The sequence below is a fragment of the Streptomyces sp. BYX5S genome (assembly GCF_054724165.1).
Genome location: NZ_CM138829.1, coordinates 6,423,433 through 6,448,467, shown reverse-complemented (window position 1 = coordinate 6,448,467; position 25,035 = coordinate 6,423,433). Strand labels below are relative to the sequence as shown.

The window sequence follows — 25,035 nt, the reverse complement described above, 5'->3', positions numbered from 1 at the left end:
GGCCCCCACCATGAAACCCCTCGGCATCGGCGACCCCCTCCGCCTCGGTCCCTACCGCGTGCTCGGCGTGCTCGGCGAGGGCGGCATGGGCAAGGTGTACGTCGGTCAGGACGGCGCCGCGACGCTCGCCGCGGTCAAGGTGCTCAAGCCCGAACTCGCCCACGACCCGCACCTCGCCCAGCGTTTCGTGCGCGAGGCGCAGGCCGCGCAGGCCGTGCGCAGCAAAGGAGTCGCGAACGTCCTCGGCGCGTGGACCGAGGGCGGCCGGCCGTGGATGGCGACCGAGTTCCTGGCGGGCCTCACCCTCGACCAGGCCGTCGAGGCGCACGGACCGCTGCCCGAACCCGCCCTGCGCGCCCTCGCCGCCTCCCTCGCGCACACCCTCGCCGACATCCACGCGGCGGGCTTCATCCACCGCGACCTCAAGCCGCCGAACATCGTGCTCACGTCGACGGGCCCGCGCATCATCGACTTCGGCATCGCCCGCCCCGAGCACGGACTGACCCTCACCACGACCGGCGAGGTGCCGGTCACCCCCGGCTACGGGGCGCCCGAACAGGTCCTCGGCCACCGGGTCACCCCGGCCGCGGACGTCTTCTCGCTGGGCGCGGTCCTCGTGTACGCGGCCACCGGGCGGCGCGCGTTCGACGGCGGACACGTGGCGGCCGTCCAGTACGAGGTCGTGCACGGCGATCCCCAACTCCAGGGCATCGCACCGGAGTTGACGTCACTGATCGCGCCCTGCCTCGCCAAGGACCCGGCCCACCGCCCCACGCCCGCCCAGATCGCCGAGGCGATGCGGCCGCCCAAGGGCGCGGAGAAGACCTGGCGGCGCGGCTCCATCGCCGACGCGATCACCGAACGGGAGACCGGCGCCAAGCACCTGTCGACCACCCTCGTGGGCGGGACGCGGCCACCGCAGCCGGCCATGTCACGAAGACGCCTGCTGACGACCCTCGCCGTCGGCGGCACCGTCGCGGCGGCGGGCGCCGGCACGGCCGCGTGGTGGTACGGCTCGCGCGACGACCGGGCCCTCTTCGACATCCCGGCCGCGGCGAAGACCCCCGTCCGCGCACTGGAGTCCAAGCCGACCGACGACTACGTCGAGAACGGCGGCTCCATGAAGCTGTGGTCCGTCTCCACCGCCGACGCCACCTCGCCCGAACTGCTCCCCGTACGGGACGTCCTGGTCTTCGCCCTCGGCTCCGGCGGCATCGGCGCGCACGCCGTCGAGGACGGCAAGCAGCGGTGGACCGCCGAGGGCATCCGCGCCAAGAGCGGCTACGTGTCGCTGGCCGACCGGCTCGTCGTCGGCGCCGACGAGCAGGGCACGCTGCACACCTTCGTGCCCGCCACCGGCGAGGCCAAGTGGACGTGCGCGGGGGCCGAGGCCGAGACGCTGCTGGCCGCCGACACCGACGCGGTGTACGTGACCACGAAGGACGACCGGCTGCGCTGCGTCGGCGCCAAGGACGCCGAGGTGCGCTGGACGGTCACCGCACCGGCGAAGTTCCGCGGAAAACTGCACGGCCCGGCGGCCGTCGGCAAGGGCGTCCTCGTCGTCCCGTCGACCGACGGCACCGTGCTCGCGGTGCGCACCGCCGACGGGCGCACGGCCTGGCAGCAGACCGACGAGTCCGAGGCGGTCGTCCGCCCCGTCGTCGCCGGGGACACCGTGTACCTCAACGGCCGCACCCTGGAGGCCCACACCCTCACCGACGGCCGTCTCGTGTGGACCACCATGCCGCTCGCCTCGATCAACTCCGACTACACGAAGTGGGGCCCGGTGGAGGTGCACGGCTCCCACGTGTACGCCAACGCCGCCGACGTCACCCGGTGTCTCGGCCGGTCCGACGGCCAGCAGCAGTGGTTCGCGGTCGGCCCGTCCACCGCCAGCCGGGTATTCGCGCAGGGCAGCGCCGTCTGGTCGGTCGACGACGGCGGCGGGATCGGGGAGCTGCAACTGAAGGCCTTCCCGCAGAAGGACGGCAAGAACGGCTGGACGACGCGGTACCCGCGGCCCCACTACTCACAGCTCGCCGCCGACGGGAACCGGGTCTTCCTGCTGCTCGACAGCACCGTGCAGGCGCTCGGCGTCTTCTGAGGGATTGGTTGACTTGGTGACACACATGCAGAGCGCTGCCCGGCAGGTCGGCCCGTACCTCCTGCTCACGCCCATCGACCCCGCCCACCAGGAGCGGCCGGTCCCGGCCGCCCGCTGGGTCGCCCGCACCCCCGGCGGCGACCGCACCGTCCTCCTCCACACCCCGGCCCCCGGCGCCGACCCGAACCGCTTCATGGCCGAAGCGGACGCCGCGCGCTACCTGTTGGGCACGTGGACGCTGCCCACGGTCGAGCTCGCGCAGCCCGGCGACACCCCCTGGCACGCGCGCCCGTACGTGCCCGTGCTCCCGCTGCCGACGGCGCTCGCGCTGCACGGCGGGCCGCTGCCGGAGCGCACCGTACGCGCCCTCGGTGTCGCCCTCGCCGAAACCCTCTCCGTCATCCACGGCCAGAGCCTGGTGCACGCGGGGCTGTCCCCGGCGGCCGTCCTGCTCTCCTTCGACGGCCCGCGCCTCGACTGCTTCGGCGCGGTACGGGCGGCGGCACCCGAGGGGGCGGCGCGGCGCGACCTGCCGGGCATCGACGGCACGGCGCTCGCGCCCGAACAACTGGCGGGCGGCAGGCCGCGCCCACTCGGCGACGTCTACGCGCTGGGCGCCACCCTCGCGTACGCGGCGACGGGCCACACGGTCCCGGAACGCGACGAACTCCCGCCGTCCCTGCGCTCCCTGATCAGCAGAAGCCTCTCCCGCGACCCGGTTGTACGCCCTCAACTGGCGGAGCTGGTCGTCGAATTGAGCGGCGGAGCGGACTCGCCGACTGCCGCCCGCCCCACCGGCTTCGGCACGACGGACCACGCCTCACGACTGCTGACGCCCGGCTGGCTGCCGTCCCGCCTGGTCGCGGCGCTGGCCCACCAGTCGGCGTCGATCCTGGACGCGGACCTGCCCGTGCAGCCGCCGGCCCCTGGTCACTGACTGGGGCCCTTCTGACGGGTCAGGCTGGGCCCGGGAGGCCGCATCGTTCGGCTCCGCGACTCCAGCAAGATCCGTCAGAAGGGCCCTAGGCGTCGCCGCCCGCTTGCCGGAGCGGCGCCGCCTCCAGGTCGAACTCCCCGTCCCGCGCCCCGAGCACGAACGCCGTCCACTCCGCCTCGGTGTACCGCAGCACCGTCTGGGGCTCCAGCGACGACCGCATCGCGACGGCGCCGCCCGGCAGCTTCGCGATCTCGACGCGCTCCTCGTCCTGCTCGGTGCCGGGCGCGCTCTCCCACGTGACACCGGAGATGTCGAGCGCGTACAACTCGTCCTTCTCGCGCTCCTTACGGGCCTGAACCTCTTCCGGCGTCTCGCCTGTAGTCCCCACGCCGCATCAGCCCTTCCGTCGCTCCCTGTGAAACGGGTTCAGCTTAGCGAGAGTTGACCCGCGCCCGTCCCGTGTCTTCCCCGTATTCACCTGTGCCGGTGGCCCGCTGGTCGCCCGGGGGCGTGGGTTGGTCAGGTGGGGAATTCGCCGAGCCAGCCGTGGGTGAGGAGGTGTTTGGGCAGGTACTCGGATTCCACGTGGATCGGGAGTTCGCCGTCGTGGGCCCAGCAGGCGATGGCGAGGGGGCCGAGGGCGAGGGCGCCGTCGATGTCCTCCGCCCGGTCCTCGTTCAGGGTCCAGTAGGTCTTGTGGAGTTTGAGGGCTTCTTCGAGGGCGGGGCTGAAGCCTTCTGTGTCTCTGCGGACGAAGTGGTAGAAGAGGTTGATCGGTGGATACAGGACGCCCTGGAGGAGATCCTTCGGCGTGGTGCGGGCGACCGAGGGGTCGGACATCTGAAGTGTGGTGGTGAGTTTTTCGACGAGTCCGGGGCGGCGCAGCCAGTAGGTCTGCAGGGTGTCGACCCAGTGGTAGATGTACTCGTCGTAGGCGCCTTCGGGGGCGCGCAGCCGCTCCAGCGGGATCTCGCACAGTCGCGTCATGCGGTCCGGTTCGCGGCAGATGACGGCCAGCCAGAAGGCGTCGATCCAGTTCCCGGCGTCGGCGGCCGATTGTCGGCCGATTGCGGCCAGGGTGCGTGGCTTGCGGTTGATGCGGCACTCGAAGGTGCCTTCGTCGCTGCCGCTGACGGTGAAGAGCGCGGAGCCGAGTTGCATGGCCGTCACGGCGGCTTCCCAGGTCTCGATGGCGCCTGCTCGGGGATCGGCCACGAGATGAGCGTTCAGCGCCGTACGGGAGGTGATGAACGCAAAGTCGATCATGCCGGTCGAGGCTTCCAAGTCGTCGACCTGTAGCGCGACTTCCTCGCTGATCCGTCCGGCGAACTCGGCAGCGTCAGCGCGCGGCGTGATGTGCCGTTCGATGGTCACGTTCACGGTCACGGAAAATCTCCTTGTTGCTCATTGAGGGCGATGCACAGTCGTAGCCGGCGAAAGCCTTCGCGGTGAGACGGAGGGCTGGGTGCTCGCATTCTCCAGGGCGCCGCGAACCGCGACCGAGGCAGGAATGCGCACCGTCGAACCAGGATCTTTCGTGGAGGGCGCCGCTCGTGGGGCGTACGGGGGCCGTGGGTCCGAGAGGATGTAGCGACGCATTCTTGAGGAGAGGGACTTCACGTCGTGAGCAGCAACCACCCGGGCCCGTACGCCGGACCGCCCCAGCAGCCGGGCCCCTACGGCGGACAACCGGGGCCGTACGGGCAGCAGCCCGCACCTGCCGGGCCGCCTCCCGCGCCTCCCGGTCCCTACTCGCAGCCAGTGCTCCCGGGGCAGCCTGGACAGCCAGGACCGTACGCGCCCGGACCGAACGGCCAAGCGCAGTACGGCGGTTGGGGAGGCCCGTCGCAGCCGGGTGGTTACCCGCCGCAGCGCCAAGGCAGCGCGGGCAGGACGTGCGCGACGCTCGCCGCGGTGGGGCTGGCGCTGCTGGTGGCTGCTGGCGGTGGCGTGTTCTGGTACGTCAAGTCGCAGGGACCCCAGGACGACGGCCCGCACAAGCTGACCGCGCCGTCGACGATGTCGTTCGCCCCGTACTACCGCTCCGGCGACGCAACGGATCCACGCCTCGCGACGGACGATCCGAAGGAGTTGGAGTGGCACGAGATGAAGAAGCCCACGGAGATCGCCGCGAGCTACTCCGACGAACTCCTCAACGGCGCCAACACCTCTGATCCGGACGCGGCCCAGGACACGTTGCAGCGCGCGGAGAACAGCAAACGGTTCACGGTCACGGGCGGCTACGGCGAGTTCCACAACCCCGAACTGGCCCTGGCCTACTACTTCGACGTCGTGAGGAACAACGTCCGCGAGACCGCGGACAAGGCTCCCGGGCACGTCGTCGCGTCACTGGACGTGGAAGAGGACACCGAGGCGGACTCCCTCGACGGCGCGGCGATGAGGTGTGCGGACCTCAAGGTGGACAGCTTCGACAACGACGACGCGGACCGCGAGACGACGGTGTGCGGGTGGGCCGACTACTCGACCGTCGCGCTGGTGACCCCGTACGACGGGAAGTTCGGTCTGTCGACCGAGGAGGCGGCGGAGCTCACGGGGAACGTCCGTAAGGCCATGCGCGTCGCGCGCTAGGCGGTGCCCTGGCTGTGGCGCGGCCGTGGGGGTGGCATGCGTGAGGCCCGTGACCGGGTTCGGCGGTCACGGGCCTCGGTGCTGCGGTGCTGCTGGGTACGTGTTCCTGCTGGGGCCTACTGGCGCGGAGTGCCCCACGGCGGTGGCGGCTGCTGGCTGGGCTGTTGGCCGTACGGGCCGGGCTGCTGGGGCTGCTGCGGGGGGTAGCCGCCCTGCTGGTAGGCCGGGGGCGGCATCGTGCCGGGAGCGCCGGGGCCACCCGGACCGCCGGGACCGCCGCCGTTGTTCCTGTTGCGCGAGACGACGACGATGATCACGATCACCGCGATGAGGACGAGTGCGCCGACACCGATGCCGACGTACAGCAGCATGTTCGAGCTGTCGCTGTCCGAGGAGTCGGAGGCGGCGTCCGAGGAGGAGTCCCCGGCCGCGCTGCCGCTGTCCTGGCCGGACGCCTTGGGGAGCGAGGACAGGTCCCACGGGCCGTTCGCACCGCCCTTGGGGATGTCCTGGGTGAGCGCCTTGAGGGGGCTCAGGTCACCGTAGCCGTGGTAGGGGTCGGGCAGCTTCGACTTGTTGACGCCGTCGGCGATGTACGTGGACTTGATGACACGGTTGACCAGCTGCCCGGGGGTGTAGTCCGGGAACTTCTCCTTGAGCAGGGCGAAGGCGCCGGAGGCGATGGCCGTCGACATGGACGTGCCATCGGTGGTGAGGTAATCACCCTTGACGGTGTTGCCGCCCGCGTCCTTGTAGTCGCCGTTGGCGGTGGCGACGGTGATGTCCTTGGCCGGGGCGGTGAACATCAGGGACTTGGAGTAGTTCTGGTCCTCCCACGGTGCTCCGCTCTGGGTGGAGCCGCCGACGAGGACGGCGCCGGGGACGGTACCGAGGGCCTTGTCGCGTCGAGAACCGCTGTTCCCGGAACCCTGGACCACGACCACGTTGTGTTCGATCGCGTAGGCGATGGCCCTCTTGTCCGAGGCGTCCGCGTAATCCACGTCCTGGGCGATGTTGATGACGTCGGCGCCCTGGTCGACGGCGTAACGAACGGCGTCTTCGTAGGAGCAGGAGTGCGAGCCCTCCTCGCCGACCGCGCCTCCCTCCGTGTCGAAGATGTCCACTGGGAGGATCTTGGCGTCCGGCGCCAGCCCCAACATCCCTTGGCTGTTGCCCGCACCGTGGCCGTGACCGGCGATCAGTGACGACATACCTGTGCCGTGGTCGTCGAGGATCTCCTTGTTGGCTGCCTGACCGTCCTTGCAGCGCTCGCCGGACAGCACGTTGCCCGTCAGGTCGGGGTGGGTCCCATCCACGCCGTCGTCGAGTACGGCGACAGTGACACCCTTGCCGGTGGCGACCTTGTGTACGGCGTCGATGTCGAAGGCCTTGTTCTGCCACTGTCCGTCGCGGGTCGCGTCCGCCGACGCGGCCGATGCGGTGCCGAGCACCAGGGCTCCCACCATGGCCGCGCCGCCGATCGCGCGTAGCGTTCTGTGCGCGAAGCGCATGCTCTGACACCTTTCTGGGTGAATTACCTGCTGTCGTACGTGGGGCCCACGACCGGGTGGTCGTGGGCCCCACGAACGGTATCTCGTTACTCGATGACCGGAGGGTTCGCCTTGCGCTGCTTCGGCGTCCAGGTGTCCTCGTCCTCGACGAGGTAGTCAGGTCGACGGCTGTTGTTCCCGCCCTCGCCCTGCTGCCTTCCGGCTCCGCGTCCGCCGGCCCCGGCAGGACCGAAACCGTTGCGGCCGTTCTGGCCCCTGCCTGCGGCTCCGGCTCCGGCGCCGCCCGCGGCACCGCCGCGATTGCGAAGTCCCGTACCGCCGGGGGTGAACGCCCCGCCGGTCTTGCCCTTCGCACCGCCGATGACGCCGCCCTTCGTACGAGCGGAGGCGCCCGTCCGGCCCGCGCCACCCGTGCCGCGCCCGGCAGCACCGCCGGCACCGGCGCCGCCGCCCATGCCGCCCATGCCGCGTCCGGCAGCACCGGTACCGCGTCCCGCGGCACCACCGGCGCCGAGGCCGCGGCCCGCTGCACCCGCACCGCGAGCACCCGCGCCGCCCGCGCCACGGGCAAGGCCCGCCGCGCCGCCGGCCAGACCACCGGCGAGGCCGCCTGCCATGCCTCCGCCGATGCCGCCGCCCGCACCGCCGAGCCCGGCTCCTCCGCCGCCGACGCCACCACCGGCTCCGAGGCCGGCACCGGATCCGAGGCCCGCGCCGCCACCCGTGGTGAGGCCGGGGCCCGCGCTCTCCAGACCCGTACCGATCTGGGACGCGTCGGAAGGAAGGGTCGACGTGGTCGGCGGCTTCAGGCCGTTCGCGTCGAAGCCGGGGATGCCCTGGCCGACTCCGCCGCCACCGATACCGGTGCCGCCGCTGATGCCCGGGTTCGTGCCGCCGGCGCCGGGGACGTTCATGTCACCGGGGCCGTTGACGTCAGGGGTCTTGACCTTGGGCGGATTGTAGACGTTGCCAGGATCCTTCAAGGCCGACGCGTTCGTCTTGTAGGCACTCCCGAGCTGCTCCAAGTGCTGAGCGGCCTGAAGCGCAGCCTGCTTCTTCGCGCCCATCTTGTCACCCCACTTGTCGATGACGTGCTGGGTGTCGATGCCGCTGGCGAGGTCGGCGTCGATGCTGCCCCCGGAGCTCCTGACGCTCTGGTAGAGCTGGTAGTCGGCGTACAGCGCGGTCCCGGGATTGGCGATCATCATCGCGTAGTCCTTGGCGGACATGTTGCTGAACATGTCCGTCGCGGTGTCCCACGCCTCGTCCCACCAGCTGACGTCGATGCTCTGGACCTGATCCTGGATCTGGTAGAGGTTGTCAGCGGAGTTGTCCATCGCCGTACCGGCCCGCTCGGCGTAGCCGCCGCCCTTGGCCATCTCCTGGCTGATCTTGTCCGCCTCTTCCCGGAACTTGTCCGCGGAGGCGCCCTTCCACTTCTCCAGGACCTTCTTCACCGCATTGTCGAACTGCAGCTTGAGGCCGCCTGCGCCGTCGGAGCCGACGAGGTGCTCCTTGACCTCCGTCCAGTTCTGCGCGACCTCCTTGACCGTCTGAGGCTTGGCGTCCTGGACCATCTGCTTCAGCTTGTCGAGGTCATTCATGTTGAACTGGGTGTCCCAGCCCTTGCCCGAGCCGCCGCCGCTCAGACCGCCACCCGATGCCGCGTCCGCCACCATCTCCCCGTCCCCCTTCAGCCGTTACGGTCCGCGACGCCCGAGCCGCCGGTCTCCTTGACCGTGTTGTCGGCCTCGGCGTCCTGGTAGACACCGCGAGCCTTGTCCGTTTTCTTGCCGAACTTGTCGACGAGCTTCTCGATCTTCTCGATCATGTCGACTTCGATCTTCTGCTTCATCTCGCCGTGCGCGTTGTACAGCTCCTGCGCCTCCGAGAACCCGTTCCCCAGCGCCCCGTTCGGCAAGTACGTGCCGTACTTGGCCTTGTCCTTCGGTCCGCTCATGTCGCTGAGGACCTGATTCAGCTCCTTGACCACCTGGTCAAGCGCATCAAGATCGACCTCGTAACCCTCACCAGCCATCGCAGGCCGCCTTCCCCGTTTCCCCTAATTCCGTTGTACAGCGCGCAGTTCAGTGCACAGCCGACGTCACTAGAATCGCCCGCCGTACACCGAACTCACAAGTCGAGCACAGGTTCTCTCACAGAACGTCCTCTGCAGAACGCCCCCTACAGAACATCCTCGCCCCGCCGCCGCAACCAGTCCCGCCGCGCCATCGCTCCCGCCGCGATCACCGCGAGGCCGAGGCCGCCGCCGATCACCAGGTAGGCGCCGAAGCGGGCGTTGCGCTCCGCCGGGGTTTCGCCCAGGGTCAGTTGGGCGGGGATGATCTTCTCTTCGTCGCCGTGTTTCGATCCGGACGCGCCTTGCAGGTCCTCGTTGGTGATCTGCTGCGTCGGCGGGGTCTCGTCCTTGATGGCGGCCACCGGGTCGACGACGCCCCAGCCGATGTTGTTGTCGCGGTAGGCGTGCGAGCGCGACGCGGTGTCCTCGAGGTGCCAGATGATCTGCTCGGGCGTCCACTTGGGGTGCTTCTGCTTGAGCAGGGCCGCGACCCCGGCCACGTACGGGGCGGAGAACGACGTGCCCTGGTCGACGCACTGGCCGCCCTGCGGGACGGTCGAGACCATGTCGACGCCGGGGGCCGCGATGTCCACGTGCTTGTTCGGCGTGGAGAACGGGGCGCGTTCGTTGTTGCGGTCGGAGGCCGCGACGGACAGGACGTTGGTGTTGGGCAGGGCCGCCGGGTAGGTGTCGACGGGCTTGCCGGACGCGCCGCTGTTGCCGGCCGAGGCGACGATGAGGATGCCCTTGGCCTCGGCCCTGTTCACCGCGGCCTGGAGGACGGGGATCTTGGAGACGTTCGCCGTCGTGCCCTGCGAGATGTTGATGACCTTGGCATTGGCCGAGACGGCGGCGTTGATCGCGTCGACCATCGTCGCCAGGTTGCCGCCCTCCTCCGCCGTGCTGGTCTGCAGCGGCAGGATCTTGGCCTTCGGGGCCAGGCCGTGGAAGCCCGAACCGGTGATGGGGGAGGCCGCGATGATGCCGGCGACCTTCGTGCCGTGGCCGACACCGTCCGTCGTGGCCTTGGACCCCTTCGCGAACGACTTGCCGCCCAGGACCTTCCCCGCCAGCTGCTCGTTCTTCGTGTCGACGCCCGTGTCGATGACGGCGACGGTCACGCCCTCACCCTGGGTCGCGCCGCCCTCCCACAGCTGCTCGGTGATCACCCGCTGCAGTGACCACGGCGTGCCCTTGATCAGGTTGCCGCCGAACTGGCAGTCGGTGTTGGCCAGTTGGGTGCCGGGGTTGTCGTCGGCGACCGCGGAAGGGGTGGTCAGTCCGGCAACTGCGGCGGTCGCCGCGAGGGCCACGGCCACGCGACGCGTGGAGGCAATGGATGCCACGGTGTCTGCTCCCCCTAGGAGTTCTGCGTCTGCTTCGCGGCCGTGGTGGTCAGGTCGGGCCCCGACGGCAGCAACTGGGACCACTGAGCGGGCACCGTGACCTTCTGCGCGCTCTCGTAGCCGAGGCGGATCTTCGCCTGGCTGACCTCCTGCTTGTCGGAGCCCGAGGTGTCCTTGCCGGAGTCGTTGTTGACCGGCAGGTAGTAGCGCAGGCCCGTGTCGGTGGCCAGGTAGTTGAAGCCGCTGGAGGACTTGCCCTCCTGCTCCTGGTAGAGCAGGCCGCTGCCGGGGCTCACGTACGAGGAGGCGCTGGACGCGATCGAGCTGATGGGCAGGGAGGTGCCGGCCCAGGTGGTCAGGCCGGTCGACTTGCCGCCGTGGTAGACGGAGCAAGAGGTGTCGTTCTGACCGCCGTTGGCGAGCTCGACGGCCTGGGCGGGCCAGGTGCCGCCGCCGGAGAGGCTGCCGGTGTCCGGCCGCAGGGCGGTCTCCTGGATCGTCGCCGGCTGCGGGTTGCTCAGCGTCTCCTTGAGCAGCTTCGTCTGGAAGTCGGTGACGGCGATGACGCGGTCCCGCTCGACGAGGTAGTGCTGGCCGTTGCGGGTCTTCAGCAGCGTGCCGGTGGTGCGGTACTTCTCCGGGACGCCGTCCGCGGTGGAGCCCGTTCCGTCACCGGGCACGTACGGCATGGAGATCGCGGTCGGGCTCTGGGTGAGCGTGGCGAGCCAGTCGTCCGTGACGGTGCGCGGCTGCGCCTGGTTGCCGAACAGGGTGCGGACGAGCGCGTCGAGGTCGCCGGTGCGGCCGTCGGTGAGCTTGTACGCGACGCCCTTGCTGCTCACCAGGTACGGCATGCCGCTCTTGTCCTGGACGTACAGGGCCTTGTCGCCCGCCAGCTTGCCCGAGTCCTTGGCCGTGACCTTCTTCGCGTCGCTCTTGTCGAGCACGAACACGGTCTGCTGCACCGATGTCGTGTCGGAACCGGCGCTCGCCTGCTGGCACAGAGCCCAAACCTTCGCCGTACCGGCGTCCTTGGCGCTGGGCATTCGGTCGGGGGCGTAGGGAATTCCGACCATCGAACCCTGAGCGATATCCGATTCGTCGAGGAACTTTTCCTTGACGGTCTTCACGGAACCGTCACCGCTCTTTTTCGGGTTCAGCAGAAGCTTCGCCGAAGCGAGGTTGAGCACCGGATGCAGAACGGGGATGTCCTTGCCGTTCTTGTCCTTTTCGTCTGACTTGAGCACGACATAGCGAGTCGCCGACGGGTCCGTGACGATGATCCCGGCCTCGGGGGTGTCCCAGCCCTCCGGGGCCACCGGGCTGATCATGCCGCAGGCGCCGAAGCCCGCCAGGATCACGACTGCCATGACGATGCCGGGCACCGCGTGCTTGAGAGGCCTCGGGGCGCTGTCCACCGATCCATTGGGGAGTGGCTTGAGAAAAGCGGCAACGGTCCGCTTGCGTGCGAAATTGTAGGCATTCAGTTCATCACGACGTGATGCCATCGTTACGTATTCTCCCCGTCCTCGCTGGACCGTGCTGGACTATTGCTGCGGGTCCACTTCTCGACCACCCCCGGCGCGTGCGCCGCACGGGCCTCTACTATGCCGTGTGGTGATCGGGCCGTAGCGTACGGGTACGGTTTTTCCACGCGCCAGCCGACGTTGGGTCCCGATGGCCCGGGGCGGTCCGATTCGGGCCGATTCAGCCCAGCCGGCCATCACGATTCATCACAGCAGCGAGCGAAGGAGCAGGGCGGGGGATGTCCAGCGCCAGCAGGACCCGACAGCGCGGCAATCAGGGGCGACCGGCCCCGAACGGGCGCCGCGGAGGCGGCCGTTCCGGCGGCCGTCCCAGCGGTCGACCGGGTGGGCAGGGCGGGCGGGGCGGGCGCGGTAGCCGTACCGCCCAGGTCGCCGCGCCGCCCGTCCAGCAACAGCCCGCGGCTCCGGCCCGGCCGAAGCTGCCCCGCAAGATCGGCAGCTTCGGACCGATCAGCACGCACCACCTGATCATCATCGAGATCGCCCTGGCGCTCGTCGTCGCGGCCGCCGCGATCAAGGCGGTGCTGATGGTGCCCGCCGCCATCGTCGGCGGTCTCCTCGTCTTCCTCCAGCTCGGCCGGCGCCGCCGGCACCCGCTGCCCGAGTGGATGGCGATCGGCCGCGCCCTCAAGCGCCGCCGCCGCGCCTTCAACGGACCGCCGCCCGCCGACATCGACAGCGGATTCGCCCCGCTCCTCGAGGCCGACCCGAGCCTGCGCACGTACGAGTACGAGGCGCGCGACCGGCGCCTGGTGGGCTTCGTCGGCGACGGGACGTTCCTGACGGCACTCGTTCAGGTGGACTCCGCGCCCGGCCCGCTGCGCCCGCAGGGCGACGCGCGTCCGCTGCCCGTCGAACTGCTCGCCGACGCCCTCGACGTCGAGGACATCCACCTCGAATCGGTGCAGCTCGTGCAGTACACCCAGCCCGCGCCCGCCCCGCACCTCCCGCCGCAGGCTCTCGCCGCGCAGGCGTACGCCGCGCTCCAGGCGCAGGCCGGGACGCCGGCGGTGCGGATGACGTGGGTCGCCCTCAAGCTCGACCCCGAGCTGTGCCCGGAGGCCGTCGAAGCCCGCGGCGGCGACCTGCGCGGCGCCCAGCGCGCCCTGCTGCGCGCCGCCGACCAGCTCATCAGCCGGCTCAACGGACAGGGCTTCGTCGCCGAGGTCCTCGACGAGTCCGCGGTCCTCTCCGCGCTCTCCGTCGCCACCTGCGTCAACCCGCGCGCCAACCTCAACGCCCAGTCCCAGCAAGGGCGTTCGGGCCCCCGTACCGAGGAGAGCGTGCGCGCCTGGCGGTGCGACGACCGCTGGCACGCCTCGTACTGGATCGGCACCTGGCCGCAGCTCGGCCGCGGTGGCACGCCGCTCGGCGCGCTCGCGTCCGGCCTGTCCACCACCCGTACGCTCGCGACCACGTTCAGCGTCGCCCTCGCGCGCGCGGGCCGTGAGGACGTCGCGGTGAGCGGCCACGTACGCCTGTCGGCGCGCAGCGAGAACGAACTCGGGCAGGCCAAGCGCGAACTCGAGCGCGCCGCCTCCGGCCTCAAGACCGGCCTCGTCCGACTCGACCGGGAGCAGCTGCCCGGCCTCCTCGCCACTCTTCCCCTCGGAGGCACGCGCTGATGAGCACCCCCGGCAACCAGGGACACCAGGGACCGCACGACCCCGACGGCCAGATGACGCCCGAGCAGGCGGCCGCGTACGCCGCCGAGCAGGAGCGGCGCGCCGCGGAGGCCGCCGAGCGGCGTCGTCAGTGGGAGGCGCAGCAGGCCGCCGCGCAGCAGCAGGGTGCCCCGGACCAGCAGGGTGCGTACGGCTACCCGCAGCAGCAACAGCCTCAGCCGCAGCAGCCTCAGCAGGTGTCGCCCGAGCAGCACGCGGAGCAGGAGCGCCGTGCGGCGGAGGCCGCCGAGCGGCGTCGCCAGTGGGAGGCGCAGCAGGCCGCCGCGCAGCAGCAGGGCGCCCCGGACCAGCAGGGCGCGTACGGCTACCCGCAGCAGCAGGCGCAGCCGCAGCAACAGCAGCAGCCCGTTCCGGAGCAGGGCGGCTACGGCTACCCGCAGCAGGCCACGCCCGACCACGCGGCCGCCCAGCAGCAGGCCGCCGCCCAGCAGCAACAGCAGGCCGCGGCCCAACACGCCGAGGAACAGCGGCAGTTGCGTGCCCGGTACCAGGAGGAGCAGCGCCGCGCCGAGGAGGCCGAGGCGCGCCGCCTCCAGTGGCAGGACCAGCAGCGGCAGCAGCAACTGGCCGCCCAGCAGCAGCTCGCGGCGCAGCAGCAGGCGGCCGCCCAGCAGCAGTACGCGCAGCCGCAGCCGGGGCCGGACCAGCAGCAGCCGCAGGACCCGTCCCAGGGCGGTGTCGTCGGCGGCATCGCGGGCGGCGTCGGCCACGTGCAGCAGCAGGCGGCGCCGACGGCGGCCACCGGCACCATGACGTACGCCCCCGCACCCGAGGTCGGCTCCGGCCGGCCGACGCACCGGGCGCTCCCCGAGGAACCCGACGACGACGACTTCGCGGAGTTCGAGGAGGAGTTCACCAGCCCCGGCTACGGGCTGCGCGGCCCGCGCCGGCGGCGGCACGTCATGTCGAAGAAGTCGCTCGGCTCGCTCGGCGTGAGCGTCGGCGACGACGGCGTCGTCATCGGCGTCGACCCGCAGGGCGCGCCCGCGGTGCTCGACGTACTGCGGCCCAAGCCCCGCGAGATCGTCGTCGTCGGCTCGATGTGGACCGCGCAGATCATCGCGCTGCGCACCGCCGCCATCGGCGCGCGCATCGCCGTCGAGTCCGTGCGGCCCGCCGCGTGGGCGCCGATGGCGCAGGCCGCGGGCGGCGGGCTCCAGTGCGTCTCGGTGTACGAGCCGCGCCAGATGGCCGCGCAGGGCGCGTCGGTCGCCAGCCCGGTCCTCGTCGTACGGGACCTGGGCGCGCAGCCGGGACGTTCCCAAGTCGCCCCGACGCCCTGGCAGTCGACGCTCACCGTCGTGCCGTTCCTCGGTCCGCGCGCGCCGCGTCTGCTCGCCCGCGCCGACGTGATCGGCCTGCAGAACCTCTCCCCGCAGGAGGCGGAGGTCATCGGCCGGGTGCTGCGGCTGCCCGAGCACGTCACGCAGACACTGCCGACGCTCAGCGACGCCACGATGCTGTGGATCGCGGGGGACAAGCACCAGTACGTGATGGTGCAGCCGACGGAACCGGAGACGGGGCTGCTCGGCGGCCCGCGCCGCATGGACTGACACGGGCGGCGTCGGACGGACCGGTGCGGCACGCTCCGTTCCGGTTCACCCGACGCGGTCCGCGCCGGACAACCTTGCGCGGCCTGCGTCGAACGGACGACGCGGCCCGCGGTGGAGTGTCCGGCGGTGGGCGGATCCCGGCGGTCGCGGTGGGTGGCTCCGTGGAGACAGCGGGTACGTGGTGACGCGTACCGCCTTTACGGTGGCCGCCCCGCACCGTTTACGCTGTCGGGACGAACGGCTGAGACGCAAGTGATGCGGGGCCGCTGCGACGGTCGGGGGCGACGACGCGCGACCCACCAGGTCCCGCCGGATCCGGTCGTTCAGGTGCACAGCAGAGACCAGGAGGCACAGTGACCAGTGACCGGGACCAGCGGAACCCGGAGCCCGGCGACGGTTCGATCGAGACGGAACTGACCGGCGAGTTCCGCCTCGATTTCGACGCGCCGTCCTGGTACGCGCAGCCAAGTGAACCGAGTGCGACGACGCCGCCGTCCGGCACGCCCGCGCCGCCCGCCAACCCCGCGGGCGCTTCGGCGGGTCCCTCGTCCGAGGGGTCCACGCCGCCGCCGGCCGCGCCCGGCTTCCCGAACTTCGGGGCTCCGGGCACGGGTTCCGCGGGGGCCGCTCCCGCGGCGCCGCCCGCGCCCGCGCCGCCGGCTCCGCCCGCCCCCGCCCAGCCCGCGCCGTCGGCCCCGCCGACCGCTCCCGCCGCCGACCCGGCCGCGTCGAGCCACCGGTCCGGGGCGGTCGACCCCACGGGTGACCTGTGGGGGGACGACGACGATGACGACGACACCGCCGAGGACGGGACGGACTCCGCCGCGGCCGCGGCTCCGGCGGAGGGCGCGCAGCCCGAGGCCGCGGAGACCGTGAACGAGGCCGAGCCCGCCGCCGGTTCGGGTACGCAGGCCCAGCCGGTTGCGCAGGCCGGGGCTCAGGCTCCGGCGGGCGCCGACACCGCCGCCCCCGCCCCGCAGCCCCCCGTCGACGGTGGTTACGGCTACCCCCAGCCGGGCCAGCCCCAGCCGGCCCCGGGCCAGCCCGCACCCGCGGTGCCCGGTTACGGCTACCCGCACCCCGCCGCTCCGCAGCCCCCTGCGCAACCGCAGCCCCAGCCGCAGGCTTCGGGTTACGGCTACCCGCAGCCCCCTGCGCAGCCGCAGCCGCAGGCCTCCGGTTACGGCTACCCCCAGCCCCAGCCCCAGCCGCAACCGCAGCCCCAGCAGCAGGCGGCTCCCGGTCAGCCCGGTCAGCCGATGCCTCCTCAGCAGCCGGGTCCGTACGGTCAGCCCGCGCCGCAGCAGCCGGGCCCGTACGGTCAGCCCGCCGCTCAGCAGCCGGGTCCGTACGGCCAGCCCGCCGCTCAGCAGCCCGGCCCGTACGGTCAGCCCGCTCCTCAGCAGCCGGGGCCGTACGGTCAGCCTGCCCCGCAGCCGCCCGCCGACGGTGGTTACGGCTACCCGCAGCCGGGCCAGCCGCAGCCGCAGCCCGGTCAGCCGCAGGCTCAGCAGCCCCCGGCGCAGCCGCAGCCTCCGGTCCAGCCGGGCCAGGAAGGTGCGCCCGGCACGCCCGGCACGCCTGGCGCCTTCGGTGTGCCGGGGGCCCCTCAGCCGCAGCAGGCTCAGCCGGCCCCGGCCCCGGCCCCGGCCCCCGCCCCGACTCCGTACCCGCAGCCCGCGGTTGACCCGCGTGCGGGCTGGGACCCGGGTGCCGGGCAGCAGCGTTCGGCGCCCGGCGCGCCGCTCGGCTACAACGCGCAGGTCGAGCTCAGCTCTGACCGTCTCCTGCGCAACCAGCCGAAGCGCAAGAACAACAACAAGGGCCCCAGCAAGTTCAAGCTGGGTGCCAAGGCGGCCGAGGCCGAGCGGCAGCGCAAGCTCCAGATGATGCGTACGCCGGTCATGTCCTGCTACCGGATCGCCGTCATCAGCCTCAAGGGCGGCGTCGGCAAGACGACGACCACGATGTCGATCGGCGCGACGCTCGCCTCGGAACGCCAGGACAAGATTCTCGCGATCGACGCGAACCCGGACGCCGGCACGCTCGGCCGCCGTGTCCGCCGCGAGACCGGCGCGACCATCCGCGACCTGGTGCAGAACATCCCGCACCTGCACTCGTACATGGACATCCGCCGCTTCACCTCGCAGGCCCCCTCCGGCCTGGAGATCATCGCCAACGACGTGGACCCGGCCGTCTCGACGTCCTTCAACGACGCCGACTACCGCGCCGCGCTCGACGTCCTGGGCCGCCAGTACCCGATCATCCTGACCGACTCCGGCACGGGGCTGCTGTACTCCGCGATGCGCGGAGTCCTTGATCTCGCCGACCAGTTGGTCATCATCTCGACCCCGTCGGTGGACGGCGCGTCCAGCGCGAGCACCACCCTCGACTGGCTGTCGGCGCACGGCTACGCGGACCTCGTCCAGCGTTCCCTCACCGTCATCTCCGGTGTCCGCGAGACCGGCAAGATGATCAAGGTGGACGACATCGTCAGCCACTTCGAGACGCGCTGCCGCGGCGTGGTCGTCGTCCCGTTCGACGAGCACCTGGCGGCGGGCGCCGAGGTCGACCTCGACATGATGCGCCCGAAGACCCGGGAGGCGTACTTCGAGATCGCCGCGCTGATCGCGGAGGACTTCGCGCAGCGCGCCGAGGCCCAGATGCAGGCGGGCGGCGGCATGTACGGAGGCCAGCAGCCGGGCATGCCCCCGGCCGGCTACCCGCAGCAGCAGGGCTTCCCCCAGCAGCAGCCCCCGGCCCCGCAGCCCGGCTACGGCTACCCGCAGCAGCAGCCCCCGGCGCCCCAGCAGCACCAGGCCCCGCAGCCTTCGCAGCAGCAACCGCCGCAGCAGCAGGGCGGGTTGCCGTCGGGCTGGACGACGCAGCAGCCGCCGCAGTAGGCAGCGGTACGAGCGAGGGGGCCACGTCCGCGTCGGACGTGGCCCCCTCCCTCGTATGCGCACGCGCACGCGGATCCTCACACGCGCCCGCGCCCAGCTGTCACCTCACCGCTGGAACGTGGCCCGCAGATGCTGGTCGAGCCAGGCGGTCCACGTGGGGACGTCGATGTCGGCGTACGAGAAGGGGTACGGCCCGTGCGGGCCGGTGATCAGGTCGAGCGAGTCGTGGCGCGCCACGAACACCGTCTCCAACTGGCCGCCGGGGCGCCGGTAGTCCGACGGGAACCACATCTCGATCTCCTGCCAGTAGTCGGTCGTCGAGTTCTGGCCGCCGCTCGGGGTGCCCTTCTTCACCTCCGCCTCGTCGAACCGGAAACCGAGGTTGGCGTAGGCCTGCAACAGCGCGTCCTGCGCGGGCAGCGCGTGCACCTGGATCTCGTCGAAGTCGCCGCGGTCCACGGCGTTGTCGATGGTCAGCTCGGTACGCACCGCCACGCGCGCCCCCTTGAGCGGCCGCCCGCCCAGGACGTGCGTCAGCGGCGTCTCCCACGGCACCTCGATCGTCAGCTGCCCGTCCTTGGTCTCACCGGCCTTGAGGTCGAACTTCTCACCGAGGACGAGGGACTTGATGACACCCGGGTTGCTCCACAGGGTCTCGGACTCCTCCTGGTCCTCGAACCGGGTGACGACCTCCAGCCGGACCCGCTCGACCTCGATGTCCACGGAGCCGCCCTTGAGCCGCACGCTGCACTGCACCTGGTCACCGGGCCGTACGGCCGTCGCGCTGAGCGTCGTCTCGACCTCGGGCGCACCGACTCCGAGCGAACTGAGGAACTTCCGAAAAGCCACGAATACCCACTCCCCGGGCCACCGGCTCCTCGCACCTGGACCTTCCAGGCCCGCCCCGACCCGCCGCGCGAACCCTAACGTGGGACGCCGCCCGGGGTGTTCGTCCTCCCTCAGATCGAATAAACGACGATCGACACGACGAGCCCCACGAGGGACACGAGGAACCCCCAGCCCGACAGCGCGTCCCGCACCGGCGCGGTGAGGACGCGCCACCTGTCCGGGGCGGACTCGCCCGTGTCCCTCATGCGCTGAAAGCCGCTCGGCAGAGCGCGCAGTACGAGGGAGAACGCGCCCAGATAGAAGAAGCCCAGGCAGAACGACCAGGCGGACTCCCGCCAGTTGACGACGGCGTACGAGGCGCCGGAACCGGAGACCGCGACCTTCTCCCCGCTCGCGTAGGCGTACCGGGGCTCGACGACCGCGCCGTCCACCGCGTCCCGCCCGGAGCCGGGCAGGTACCGCCCCACGCATGTGTGGCCCTGGGAGCCGCGCTGGTAGCAGTCCGTCACCGTCAGGGTCCCGGTCGAGCCGGTGACCCCGGATCGCTCCATGCCTTGGACGACGTACACCGCGGCGAGGAGGAGGGCGACGACGGTGATGACCGCGGCGGTGATGCGGCCCGCCCAGGCGGGTTGTTGGCCGCGCGTCGCCTTGTGAAGTTCAGGCATGCCGAATGCTCCAGCGGAAAGGGCCCATGTACGCACCGAGACGACTGGGGGGGGGCGGATCAATTCACATCGCGATGGCAGAAGCGATGAATCCGACGATCCCGATGCCCGTGAAAAAGATGACCGCGACGCGGCTCGGCATTCCCAATACGTCGTTCCAGGCTTCCTTGACCTTCGGGCCGCCACGCCGCGGCCAGTCCGCGATCAAGCAGAAGATTCCGGCGCCGAGGAAGATGGTTCCACCGCTGACCGCGGCCGCCGAATACGCCACGCGCCTCGTGTTGTCCAGTTCATAGTCACCCGTGATGGCATGCCCGATGAAGTCGGAGTCGAAGTGCTGGGCGGCCAGTTCGAGGTCCGACACGTCGGAGGCGAGCAGCCGCGCGACGTACGCGGTGCCGTCCTTGCTCGGTGCGTCGTTCTGGCCGATGGTGACCGCCGCGTCGTCGTCCACGTAGGAGCGATCGTCGGACCGGAATTCCCCCGTGCAGGTCGCGCGGAAACTGGACGGCCCTCGCGAGGAACTCGTACGCGCCTTCGTCTGCTCGCACTTCTGCACGGCGAAAGTTCCGTGCGTTCCGAAATGCCCCATGGACGAAAGAGCCTGAAATCCGTAGACGAGAGCCGCACTCACGAAGGCCAGGATGAATACGAATCCGAGTCCATTGCGCTGGCCAAGGGGCGTCTTCTGTCGTGCTTTTGTGCGGCTGTTCATGAGTGTGGGTGGCCTCTGCGCGGCATGTGGGGTGGTGGAAGGCAAGACGGCAGGACGGCAGGGAGGGGCTCACTGGAACGGCGAGGTCGCCAGACCGAAGACCGCGATGGCGAGACGGAACAGAATGGAGAGGACGAGTCCGATCCCGCCGATCACCCAGAGCCATTCCTCAGTGGAACGCAGCCGCTTCGGGATCAGCTGGTCCGCCTGTTTCGCGGAGGGACCGATGCCCTTCTTCGGGAAGGACCCCGTCAGCGCGCACTTGAATCCGTAGGCGAAGACCAGCAGGAAGAAGAAGCCGCCGCAGAGGTAATTGGCAACGGACTCCACGTTGGTGACCACCAGCGTTCCGTCATCGGCGCGGTTCACCGCCAGCTCGTCCGCGTGGTCGTCCGCGACCTTCCTTGCCGCGTCGGAATCGGCACCCTGGAAACTCAACGTGATCTTCGCGGACTCGTCGACGACGTCACCGTCGGACGAGCGGAAGGTGCCATGACACGTGACCCTGGCCCGCGCGTGCTCGCCCGTGCTCGAATACTTCGACGAACTCCGCGAGTATTCCTCGGTGCACTTGCTGATGGCGAGATTGCCGTGCGAACCGACATATCCACTGGACATCACGGCATTGAAAAAGGTCCAGTACATACCGCCCAGAGTGAGTGCCACGAGCACCAACCCGAAGATTCGGCCCAGGAGCGCGGGCGGCGGGACGGGGGCGCCCTCGTCGTCGGACGCGTCGTCGCCGACCGATTGGCCGGGGCGGGGATGGGGCACAGGTGAGGGTGTCTTCACCATTTCTCCAGATGGGGTCGAACCATTTTGAGCGGCGAGATCCAATGCTGCGGAGGGCCTCGTTCGATGGACTCCGGGCGTTGCGTGTGAGAAATGTGTGCGCAGTGCGTCCCGGCGTGGCGGTCGACTACTGTACGACATGCAGCCCACGCACGGCTGCGGTAGTCATCAAGCAACAGGGGAAGACGTGGCGGGTAAAGGCTTCGACGTCGATACGGATGTACTCAAGGCTCAGAGCCGGGCGTTCGCTCACCTTGCCAAGGAGTTCCAGGCGAAGGCAAAGGCGTTCGACTCCACGGTGAAGGAGCTCGAAAAGCCTTGGGCCGACGATCAGATTCAGCTCGTCAGTGAGCTCCTCATGCTCTACACCCCTGTGAGCGAAGGAATCCGCGGATCACTCGAGAGCCTCACCAACAGGCTTCAAGGCATGAGTGACGGGCTCGAGTACATGGCCAAGGAGCACGACACCACCGACGAGGCCCACTACGAGGCCTTGATGACGGCTGCTCAGCAGCACCGCTCCTGAACCATATTCACCGCACTCACCGGATTCACCGCATTCCACGCGCGTGGGGGACACGCAGTAACCATGAACATCGACATCAAGCTGCCGAACGAACTCGACTGGCTGCTCGACATCCTCGGCTTCCAGTGGCCCAACATCGACATCGACACGATGATGGAAGCCGCCCAGGAGTGGACGGAATTCGGCTCGACGGTCCAGCAGTTCGCCCAGGACGGCAACGCCGCCGCGGCCGCCGTCACTTCGAAGAACTCCGGTGACGCGGTTGACGCGTTCATCGAGGAGTGGGGCAAGTTCGGCGACGGTGGCACGGGCGTCGGCTACCTCGACCTGCTCTACGAGGCGTCGGTCGTGCTGGCCGGTCTCCTGGAGATCTGCGCGGTGATCATCGCCGCGATGAAGATCGCCATCATCGTCCAACTCATCGACCTGGCCATCGAGTTCGCCGTCGCGCAGGCTTCGGCCGTCGTCACCCTGGGAGCCTCCGAGGCAGGGCTGGCCGCTCGCATCGTCATGATCCGAGCCGTCGTCAAGCAGATCATCACTCAGGCGGTCCAGAAGATCGGCCAGGCGGTGCGCAAGGCGGTCGGCGAGTACGCCGTCAAGAAGGCCGCCGACGTCGGCAAGGAACTCGCCATGGAGACGGCCAAGTCGATCGGCATGGCGGTCGGTACTCAGGTCACCCGCCTCTCCCTCGGCGCGGGGGTCGACGCCAACGCCCTGGTCGGCGGTGCCATCAACCCGGCTCTGAAGACGTTCACCGGTACGAAGTGGGGTGACGAGGACGGGGACGGCAAGTACGGCCTCGAGGCCGACGGGGTGGGCAAGGTGGTCTCCGGAACCATTCAGGCCGGCCAGGGGATCGCCGAAGGTGACGGGAAGAAGGCCTGGGAGGGCTACCAGGACGCGGTGAGAGGTGCTCGCGACGGCATCGGCTCCCGCTACGAGGAGCCGGGCAAGCCGACGGCCGCCACTGAGGAGCCGGCGCCCGAGCCGAGCGGGCAGCCCGCCTCCGGAGACGGGGGCGAACCAGCGTCGGGAGGCGGCGGCGAAACCACGTCGGGAGGCGGCGGCGAGCCCGCGTCGGGAGGTGCAGGCGAACCCGCGTCGCGAGGCGCAGGGGAGCCCACGTCGGGAAGCGGAGGCGAATCCAGGGCGGAGCCGACGTCCGGTGGCCGTCCCGCGTCCGAGGGATCCTCGCGCGGCGGTTCCGCCACCACGTCCGAGAGGGCACTCTCGGACGGTGCCGAGGACGACGGCGTCCGCGCCGCCTTCGGCTGACCGGCCACCGCACCCCACGCCACCCCGCCACGACCACCCCGCACCCCGGAGGAGACACCACCCCATGAACACCGGCAACCGCGACAACTTCGGCCCGCAGGGCGAGCGCGAGTACCCCATCGAGGACCAGAACCTCACCGAGGAGCAGAACGAGCACCTCACCGAGAGCCTGCGCAAGGTACGTGACATGAAGGACGCGCCGCCCGCGTTGCAGGACCTCGCCCGTCAACTCCTCGGCGGACGCATGGACTTGAAGGAAGTACTCGATTCCCCGGCCGGCCACCGCGCCCTCGGCGAGGGGCTCGCTCCGCTGCGCGAGCAGTGGCGGAACATGTCGCCCCAGGAGCGCCAGCAGGTCCGGGACTACGACCCGGACGAGGACCCGAAGAACGCCCCCGGGCGCGACGGCCGGATTCGCTGAGAACGGGGCCTGACGGCACGGGTAGGGAGAGGGTGGTTACTGACATGACATCGACGGGGGCGTCCGGCGCGCACGCCGAGCAGTACGTGGCGCGGCGCGACCACATCTTCCGGCGCATGTTCGGCTGGATCGTCGGCCTCGGCATCGTCGCCATCGGCTGCGCGACGGCCTGGACCGGCACCGGGTACCTCGACGGACACGTGTCGGTCTCGGCGCGGCCCGGAACGCTGGTGGTCCAGTCGTGCGAGGTCGCGGACACCGCCCACACCTGCACCGGCACCTTCGAGGACGACAGGACCGGCGAGCGGAGCCGGGGCGCGGCCATGCGGTGGGACCGCGACGCCATCCAGGGCGCCGCGCTCCCCGCGTACAGGACGGACGACGGCTACACCGCCACGGACGACGGCGAGCTCACTCCGGGCAAGCTGGCCAGGGCCCTGTTCTGGTTCGGTGTCACGGCGCTGCTGTGGGTCGTCGGCGCCTTCTTCCTGCTGACCGGCTACCAGCTGCGGCCGCCACTCCACTACAGCCCCTTCTTCGGCGTCTGGCGCGAACGCGAACGCCGCTTCGGCCGCGTCACCCTCGGGGATGCGTGGCACGTCCTGCGCCACGAACGCGGCCCGGCCCTGCCGATCCTCGCCGTCGTGACCGTGCTGTGCCCGGTGCTGTTCGCCGGGAGCTGGCTGGCGGGCGGGGCGTAGTTCGTCGACGTACGTGACTGGGTGACCGCGTGACCGTGGGGCAAGCGCAAAGGCGCGGCGGCCCCGGTTACAGCACCAGCCCCAACACCAGCGACACCAGCGCGCCCAGCGCCCCGAACCCGGCCAGACCGAAGAGGACCGGCCGCGTCGCGCCACCCGCCGTCGACCGCCACGCGGCGCGGAACGGCACCCTGGTGCGCGTACCGGTGTAGCCGGTCGTCACCGCGAAGGCGCCCAGAGCGGTGCCGATCAGCATGGCGAAGGCGAAGGCGAACATCATGCCGCCGTTACGGGCGTTGGCCTCGACGTACGCGTACCGGCGGCTCTCCGGCGTCGAGGTGGAGTCCGTCCGCGTCACCGAGAGCTTCGCGCCCGCGGGGTGGGCGGAGGACGGTTCGAGGTAGGCGTTCGAGTCGTCGCCCTTGCCGCCGTCCGCGGCGAACGTCCCCAGGCACTCCACCTCCTCGCGCGTGCGGTGCTTGCCGTGCGCGCGGTAGCTGACGGTGTGCGCCGAGCACTGGGAGACCGTGAACTCACCGTGCGTACCGCGCATCCCGGCGGCGTACGTGGCCTGCCAGGCGAGGACGCCGGCGCCGATGAGCGTGACCAGCATGACCCCGACGCCGATCCTGTGCATCACGGATACGACGGATACAGATACGGATACAGATACGGATACAGATGTGGACAGTCGCGGAACGCTACCGCAGGTACATGGCAATCGTGCGTGGAGGGCGTGAAGACCGGTGGTTCGAGGCGGGGCGTGTGCCTGGGGATCACTACGATCGCGATGTCGGACATCTCTGTCCACGGGCTCGGGCCGCCACGCA

Annotated in this window: 22 protein-coding genes; 10 read left to right on the top strand and 12 right to left on the bottom strand. The window is 70.7% G+C overall.

Features of this window, described 5'->3' with window-relative positions; all coding sequences use genetic code 11:
• Positions 1-10: 10 nt before the first annotated feature.
• Both ACYBSK_RS29000 and ACYBSK_RS28995 read left to right on the top strand, forming a co-directional pair.
• The gene (locus ACYBSK_RS29000) at positions 11-2,104 is read left to right on the top strand and encodes a serine/threonine-protein kinase (protein WP_460243900.1); all 2,094 of its coding nucleotides are present in this window, start codon (positions 11-13) and stop codon (positions 2,102-2,104) included.
• Between the two features lie 25 nt (positions 2,105-2,129).
• The gene (locus ACYBSK_RS28995) at positions 2,130-3,041 is read left to right on the top strand and encodes a protein kinase family protein (protein WP_457480203.1); all 912 of its coding nucleotides are present in this window, start codon (positions 2,130-2,132) and stop codon (positions 3,039-3,041) included.
• An 85-nt stretch (positions 3,042-3,126) separates the two neighbouring features.
• Here ACYBSK_RS28995 and ACYBSK_RS28990 read toward each other — a convergent pair whose 3' ends face one another.
• Positions 3,127-3,429 carry a DUF397 domain-containing protein gene (locus ACYBSK_RS28990; protein ID WP_457480202.1) on the bottom strand — a complete coding sequence of 101 codons (303 nt, stop codon included), beginning with the start codon at positions 3,427-3,429 and terminating at the stop codon, positions 3,127-3,129.
• Between the two features lie 131 nt (positions 3,430-3,560).
• Complete coding sequence (locus ACYBSK_RS28985) at positions 3,561-4,427, bottom strand: immunity 49 family protein (RefSeq protein ID WP_460243899.1); 867 nt, start codon at positions 4,425-4,427, stop codon at positions 3,561-3,563.
• A gap of 528 nt (positions 4,428-4,955) precedes the next feature.
• On the opposite strand from ACYBSK_RS28985, the gene ACYBSK_RS28980 reads away from it, so the two are divergent.
• Positions 4,956-5,630, top strand: a complete 675-nt coding sequence (locus ACYBSK_RS28980; RefSeq protein WP_460243898.1) for a hypothetical protein — start codon at positions 4,956-4,958, stop codon at positions 5,628-5,630.
• A 116-nt stretch (positions 5,631-5,746) separates the two neighbouring features.
• Here the strand turns inward: ACYBSK_RS28980 and ACYBSK_RS28975 are convergent, their stop codons facing one another.
• From ACYBSK_RS28975 to eccB, 5 genes are all read right to left on the bottom strand, one after another.
• Positions 5,747-7,141 carry a S8 family serine peptidase gene (locus ACYBSK_RS28975; protein WP_460243897.1) on the bottom strand — a complete coding sequence of 465 codons (1,395 nt, stop codon included), beginning with the start codon at positions 7,139-7,141 and terminating at the stop codon, positions 5,747-5,749.
• A gap of 86 nt (positions 7,142-7,227) precedes the next feature.
• Positions 7,228-8,820 carry a hypothetical protein gene (locus tag ACYBSK_RS28970; RefSeq protein WP_460243896.1) on the bottom strand — a complete coding sequence of 531 codons (1,593 nt, stop codon included), beginning with the start codon at positions 8,818-8,820 and terminating at the stop codon, positions 7,228-7,230.
• Between the two features lie 14 nt (positions 8,821-8,834).
• Positions 8,835-9,179, bottom strand: a complete 345-nt coding sequence (locus ACYBSK_RS28965) for a hypothetical protein (RefSeq protein ID WP_457480197.1) — start codon at positions 9,177-9,179, stop codon at positions 8,835-8,837.
• Positions 9,180-9,325: 146 nt separating this feature from the next.
• Positions 9,326-10,567 carry a type VII secretion-associated serine protease mycosin gene (mycP, locus tag ACYBSK_RS28960; protein ID WP_460243895.1) on the bottom strand — a complete coding sequence of 414 codons (1,242 nt, stop codon included), beginning with the start codon at positions 10,565-10,567 and terminating at the stop codon, positions 9,326-9,328.
• A gap of 14 nt (positions 10,568-10,581) precedes the next feature.
• Positions 10,582-12,075 carry a type VII secretion protein EccB gene (gene eccB, locus ACYBSK_RS28955; protein WP_460243894.1) on the bottom strand — a complete coding sequence of 498 codons (1,494 nt, stop codon included), beginning with the start codon at positions 12,073-12,075 and terminating at the stop codon, positions 10,582-10,584.
• A gap of 257 nt (positions 12,076-12,332) precedes the next feature.
• Between eccB and eccE the strand changes: the two genes are divergently transcribed.
• From eccE to ACYBSK_RS28940, 3 genes are all read left to right on the top strand, one after another.
• Complete coding sequence (eccE, locus tag ACYBSK_RS28950) at positions 12,333-13,739, top strand: type VII secretion protein EccE (RefSeq protein ID WP_460243893.1); 1,407 nt, start codon at positions 12,333-12,335, stop codon at positions 13,737-13,739.
• Positions 13,739-15,352, top strand: a complete 1,614-nt coding sequence (locus tag ACYBSK_RS28945; RefSeq protein WP_460243892.1) for a hypothetical protein — start codon at positions 13,739-13,741, stop codon at positions 15,350-15,352. Before eccE ends, ACYBSK_RS28945 begins: the two co-directional genes overlap by 1 nt.
• A 353-nt stretch (positions 15,353-15,705) precedes the next feature.
• Positions 15,706-18,255, top strand: a complete 2,550-nt coding sequence (locus ACYBSK_RS28940) for an AAA family ATPase (protein ID WP_460243891.1) — start codon at positions 15,706-15,708, stop codon at positions 18,253-18,255.
• Between the two features lie 105 nt (positions 18,256-18,360).
• On the opposite strand, the gene ACYBSK_RS28935 is transcribed toward ACYBSK_RS28940, so the two are convergent.
• The 4 genes from ACYBSK_RS28935 to ACYBSK_RS28920 all read right to left on the bottom strand — a co-directional run bounded on the left by ACYBSK_RS28935 (position 18,361) and on the right by ACYBSK_RS28920 (position 21,282).
• Complete coding sequence (locus tag ACYBSK_RS28935; protein ID WP_460243890.1) at positions 18,361-19,104, bottom strand: sporulation protein; 744 nt, start codon at positions 19,102-19,104, stop codon at positions 18,361-18,363.
• 110 nt (positions 19,105-19,214) lie between these two features.
• The gene (locus ACYBSK_RS28930) at positions 19,215-19,772 is read right to left on the bottom strand and encodes a hypothetical protein (protein ID WP_460243889.1); all 558 of its coding nucleotides are present in this window, start codon (positions 19,770-19,772) and stop codon (positions 19,215-19,217) included.
• 64 nt (positions 19,773-19,836) lie between these two features.
• A complete protein-coding gene (locus ACYBSK_RS28925) occupies positions 19,837-20,226 on the bottom strand; it encodes a hypothetical protein (RefSeq protein WP_460243888.1) in 390 nt (129 codons plus the stop codon).
• Positions 20,227-20,556: 330 nt separating this feature from the next.
• Entirely contained in the window at positions 20,557-21,282 is a 726-nt protein-coding gene (locus ACYBSK_RS28920) for a hypothetical protein (protein ID WP_460243887.1), read from the bottom strand.
• 136 nt (positions 21,283-21,418) lie between these two features.
• Here ACYBSK_RS28920 and ACYBSK_RS28915 point away from each other — a divergent pair, with 136 nt between their 5' ends.
• From ACYBSK_RS28915 to ACYBSK_RS28900, 4 genes are all read left to right on the top strand, one after another.
• Positions 21,419-21,805 carry a hypothetical protein gene (locus tag ACYBSK_RS28915; RefSeq protein WP_460243886.1) on the top strand — a complete coding sequence of 129 codons (387 nt, stop codon included), beginning with the start codon at positions 21,419-21,421 and terminating at the stop codon, positions 21,803-21,805.
• 63 nt (positions 21,806-21,868) lie between these two features.
• The gene (locus ACYBSK_RS28910; RefSeq protein ID WP_460243885.1) at positions 21,869-23,083 is read left to right on the top strand and encodes a WXG100-like domain-containing protein; all 1,215 of its coding nucleotides are present in this window, start codon (positions 21,869-21,871) and stop codon (positions 23,081-23,083) included.
• Positions 23,084-23,147: 64 nt separating this feature from the next.
• Positions 23,148-23,504: a hypothetical protein gene (locus ACYBSK_RS28905; protein ID WP_457480186.1), complete on the top strand. Its 357-nt coding sequence runs from the start codon at positions 23,148-23,150 to the stop codon at positions 23,502-23,504.
• Positions 23,505-23,548: 44 nt separating this feature from the next.
• Positions 23,549-24,205, top strand: a complete 657-nt coding sequence (locus ACYBSK_RS28900; protein ID WP_460243884.1) for a hypothetical protein — start codon at positions 23,549-23,551, stop codon at positions 24,203-24,205.
• 67 nt (positions 24,206-24,272) lie between these two features.
• Here ACYBSK_RS28900 and ACYBSK_RS28895 read toward each other — a convergent pair whose 3' ends face one another.
• The gene (locus ACYBSK_RS28895) at positions 24,273-24,845 is read right to left on the bottom strand and encodes a hypothetical protein (RefSeq protein WP_460243883.1); all 573 of its coding nucleotides are present in this window, start codon (positions 24,843-24,845) and stop codon (positions 24,273-24,275) included.
• Positions 24,846-25,035 lie beyond the last annotated feature (190 nt).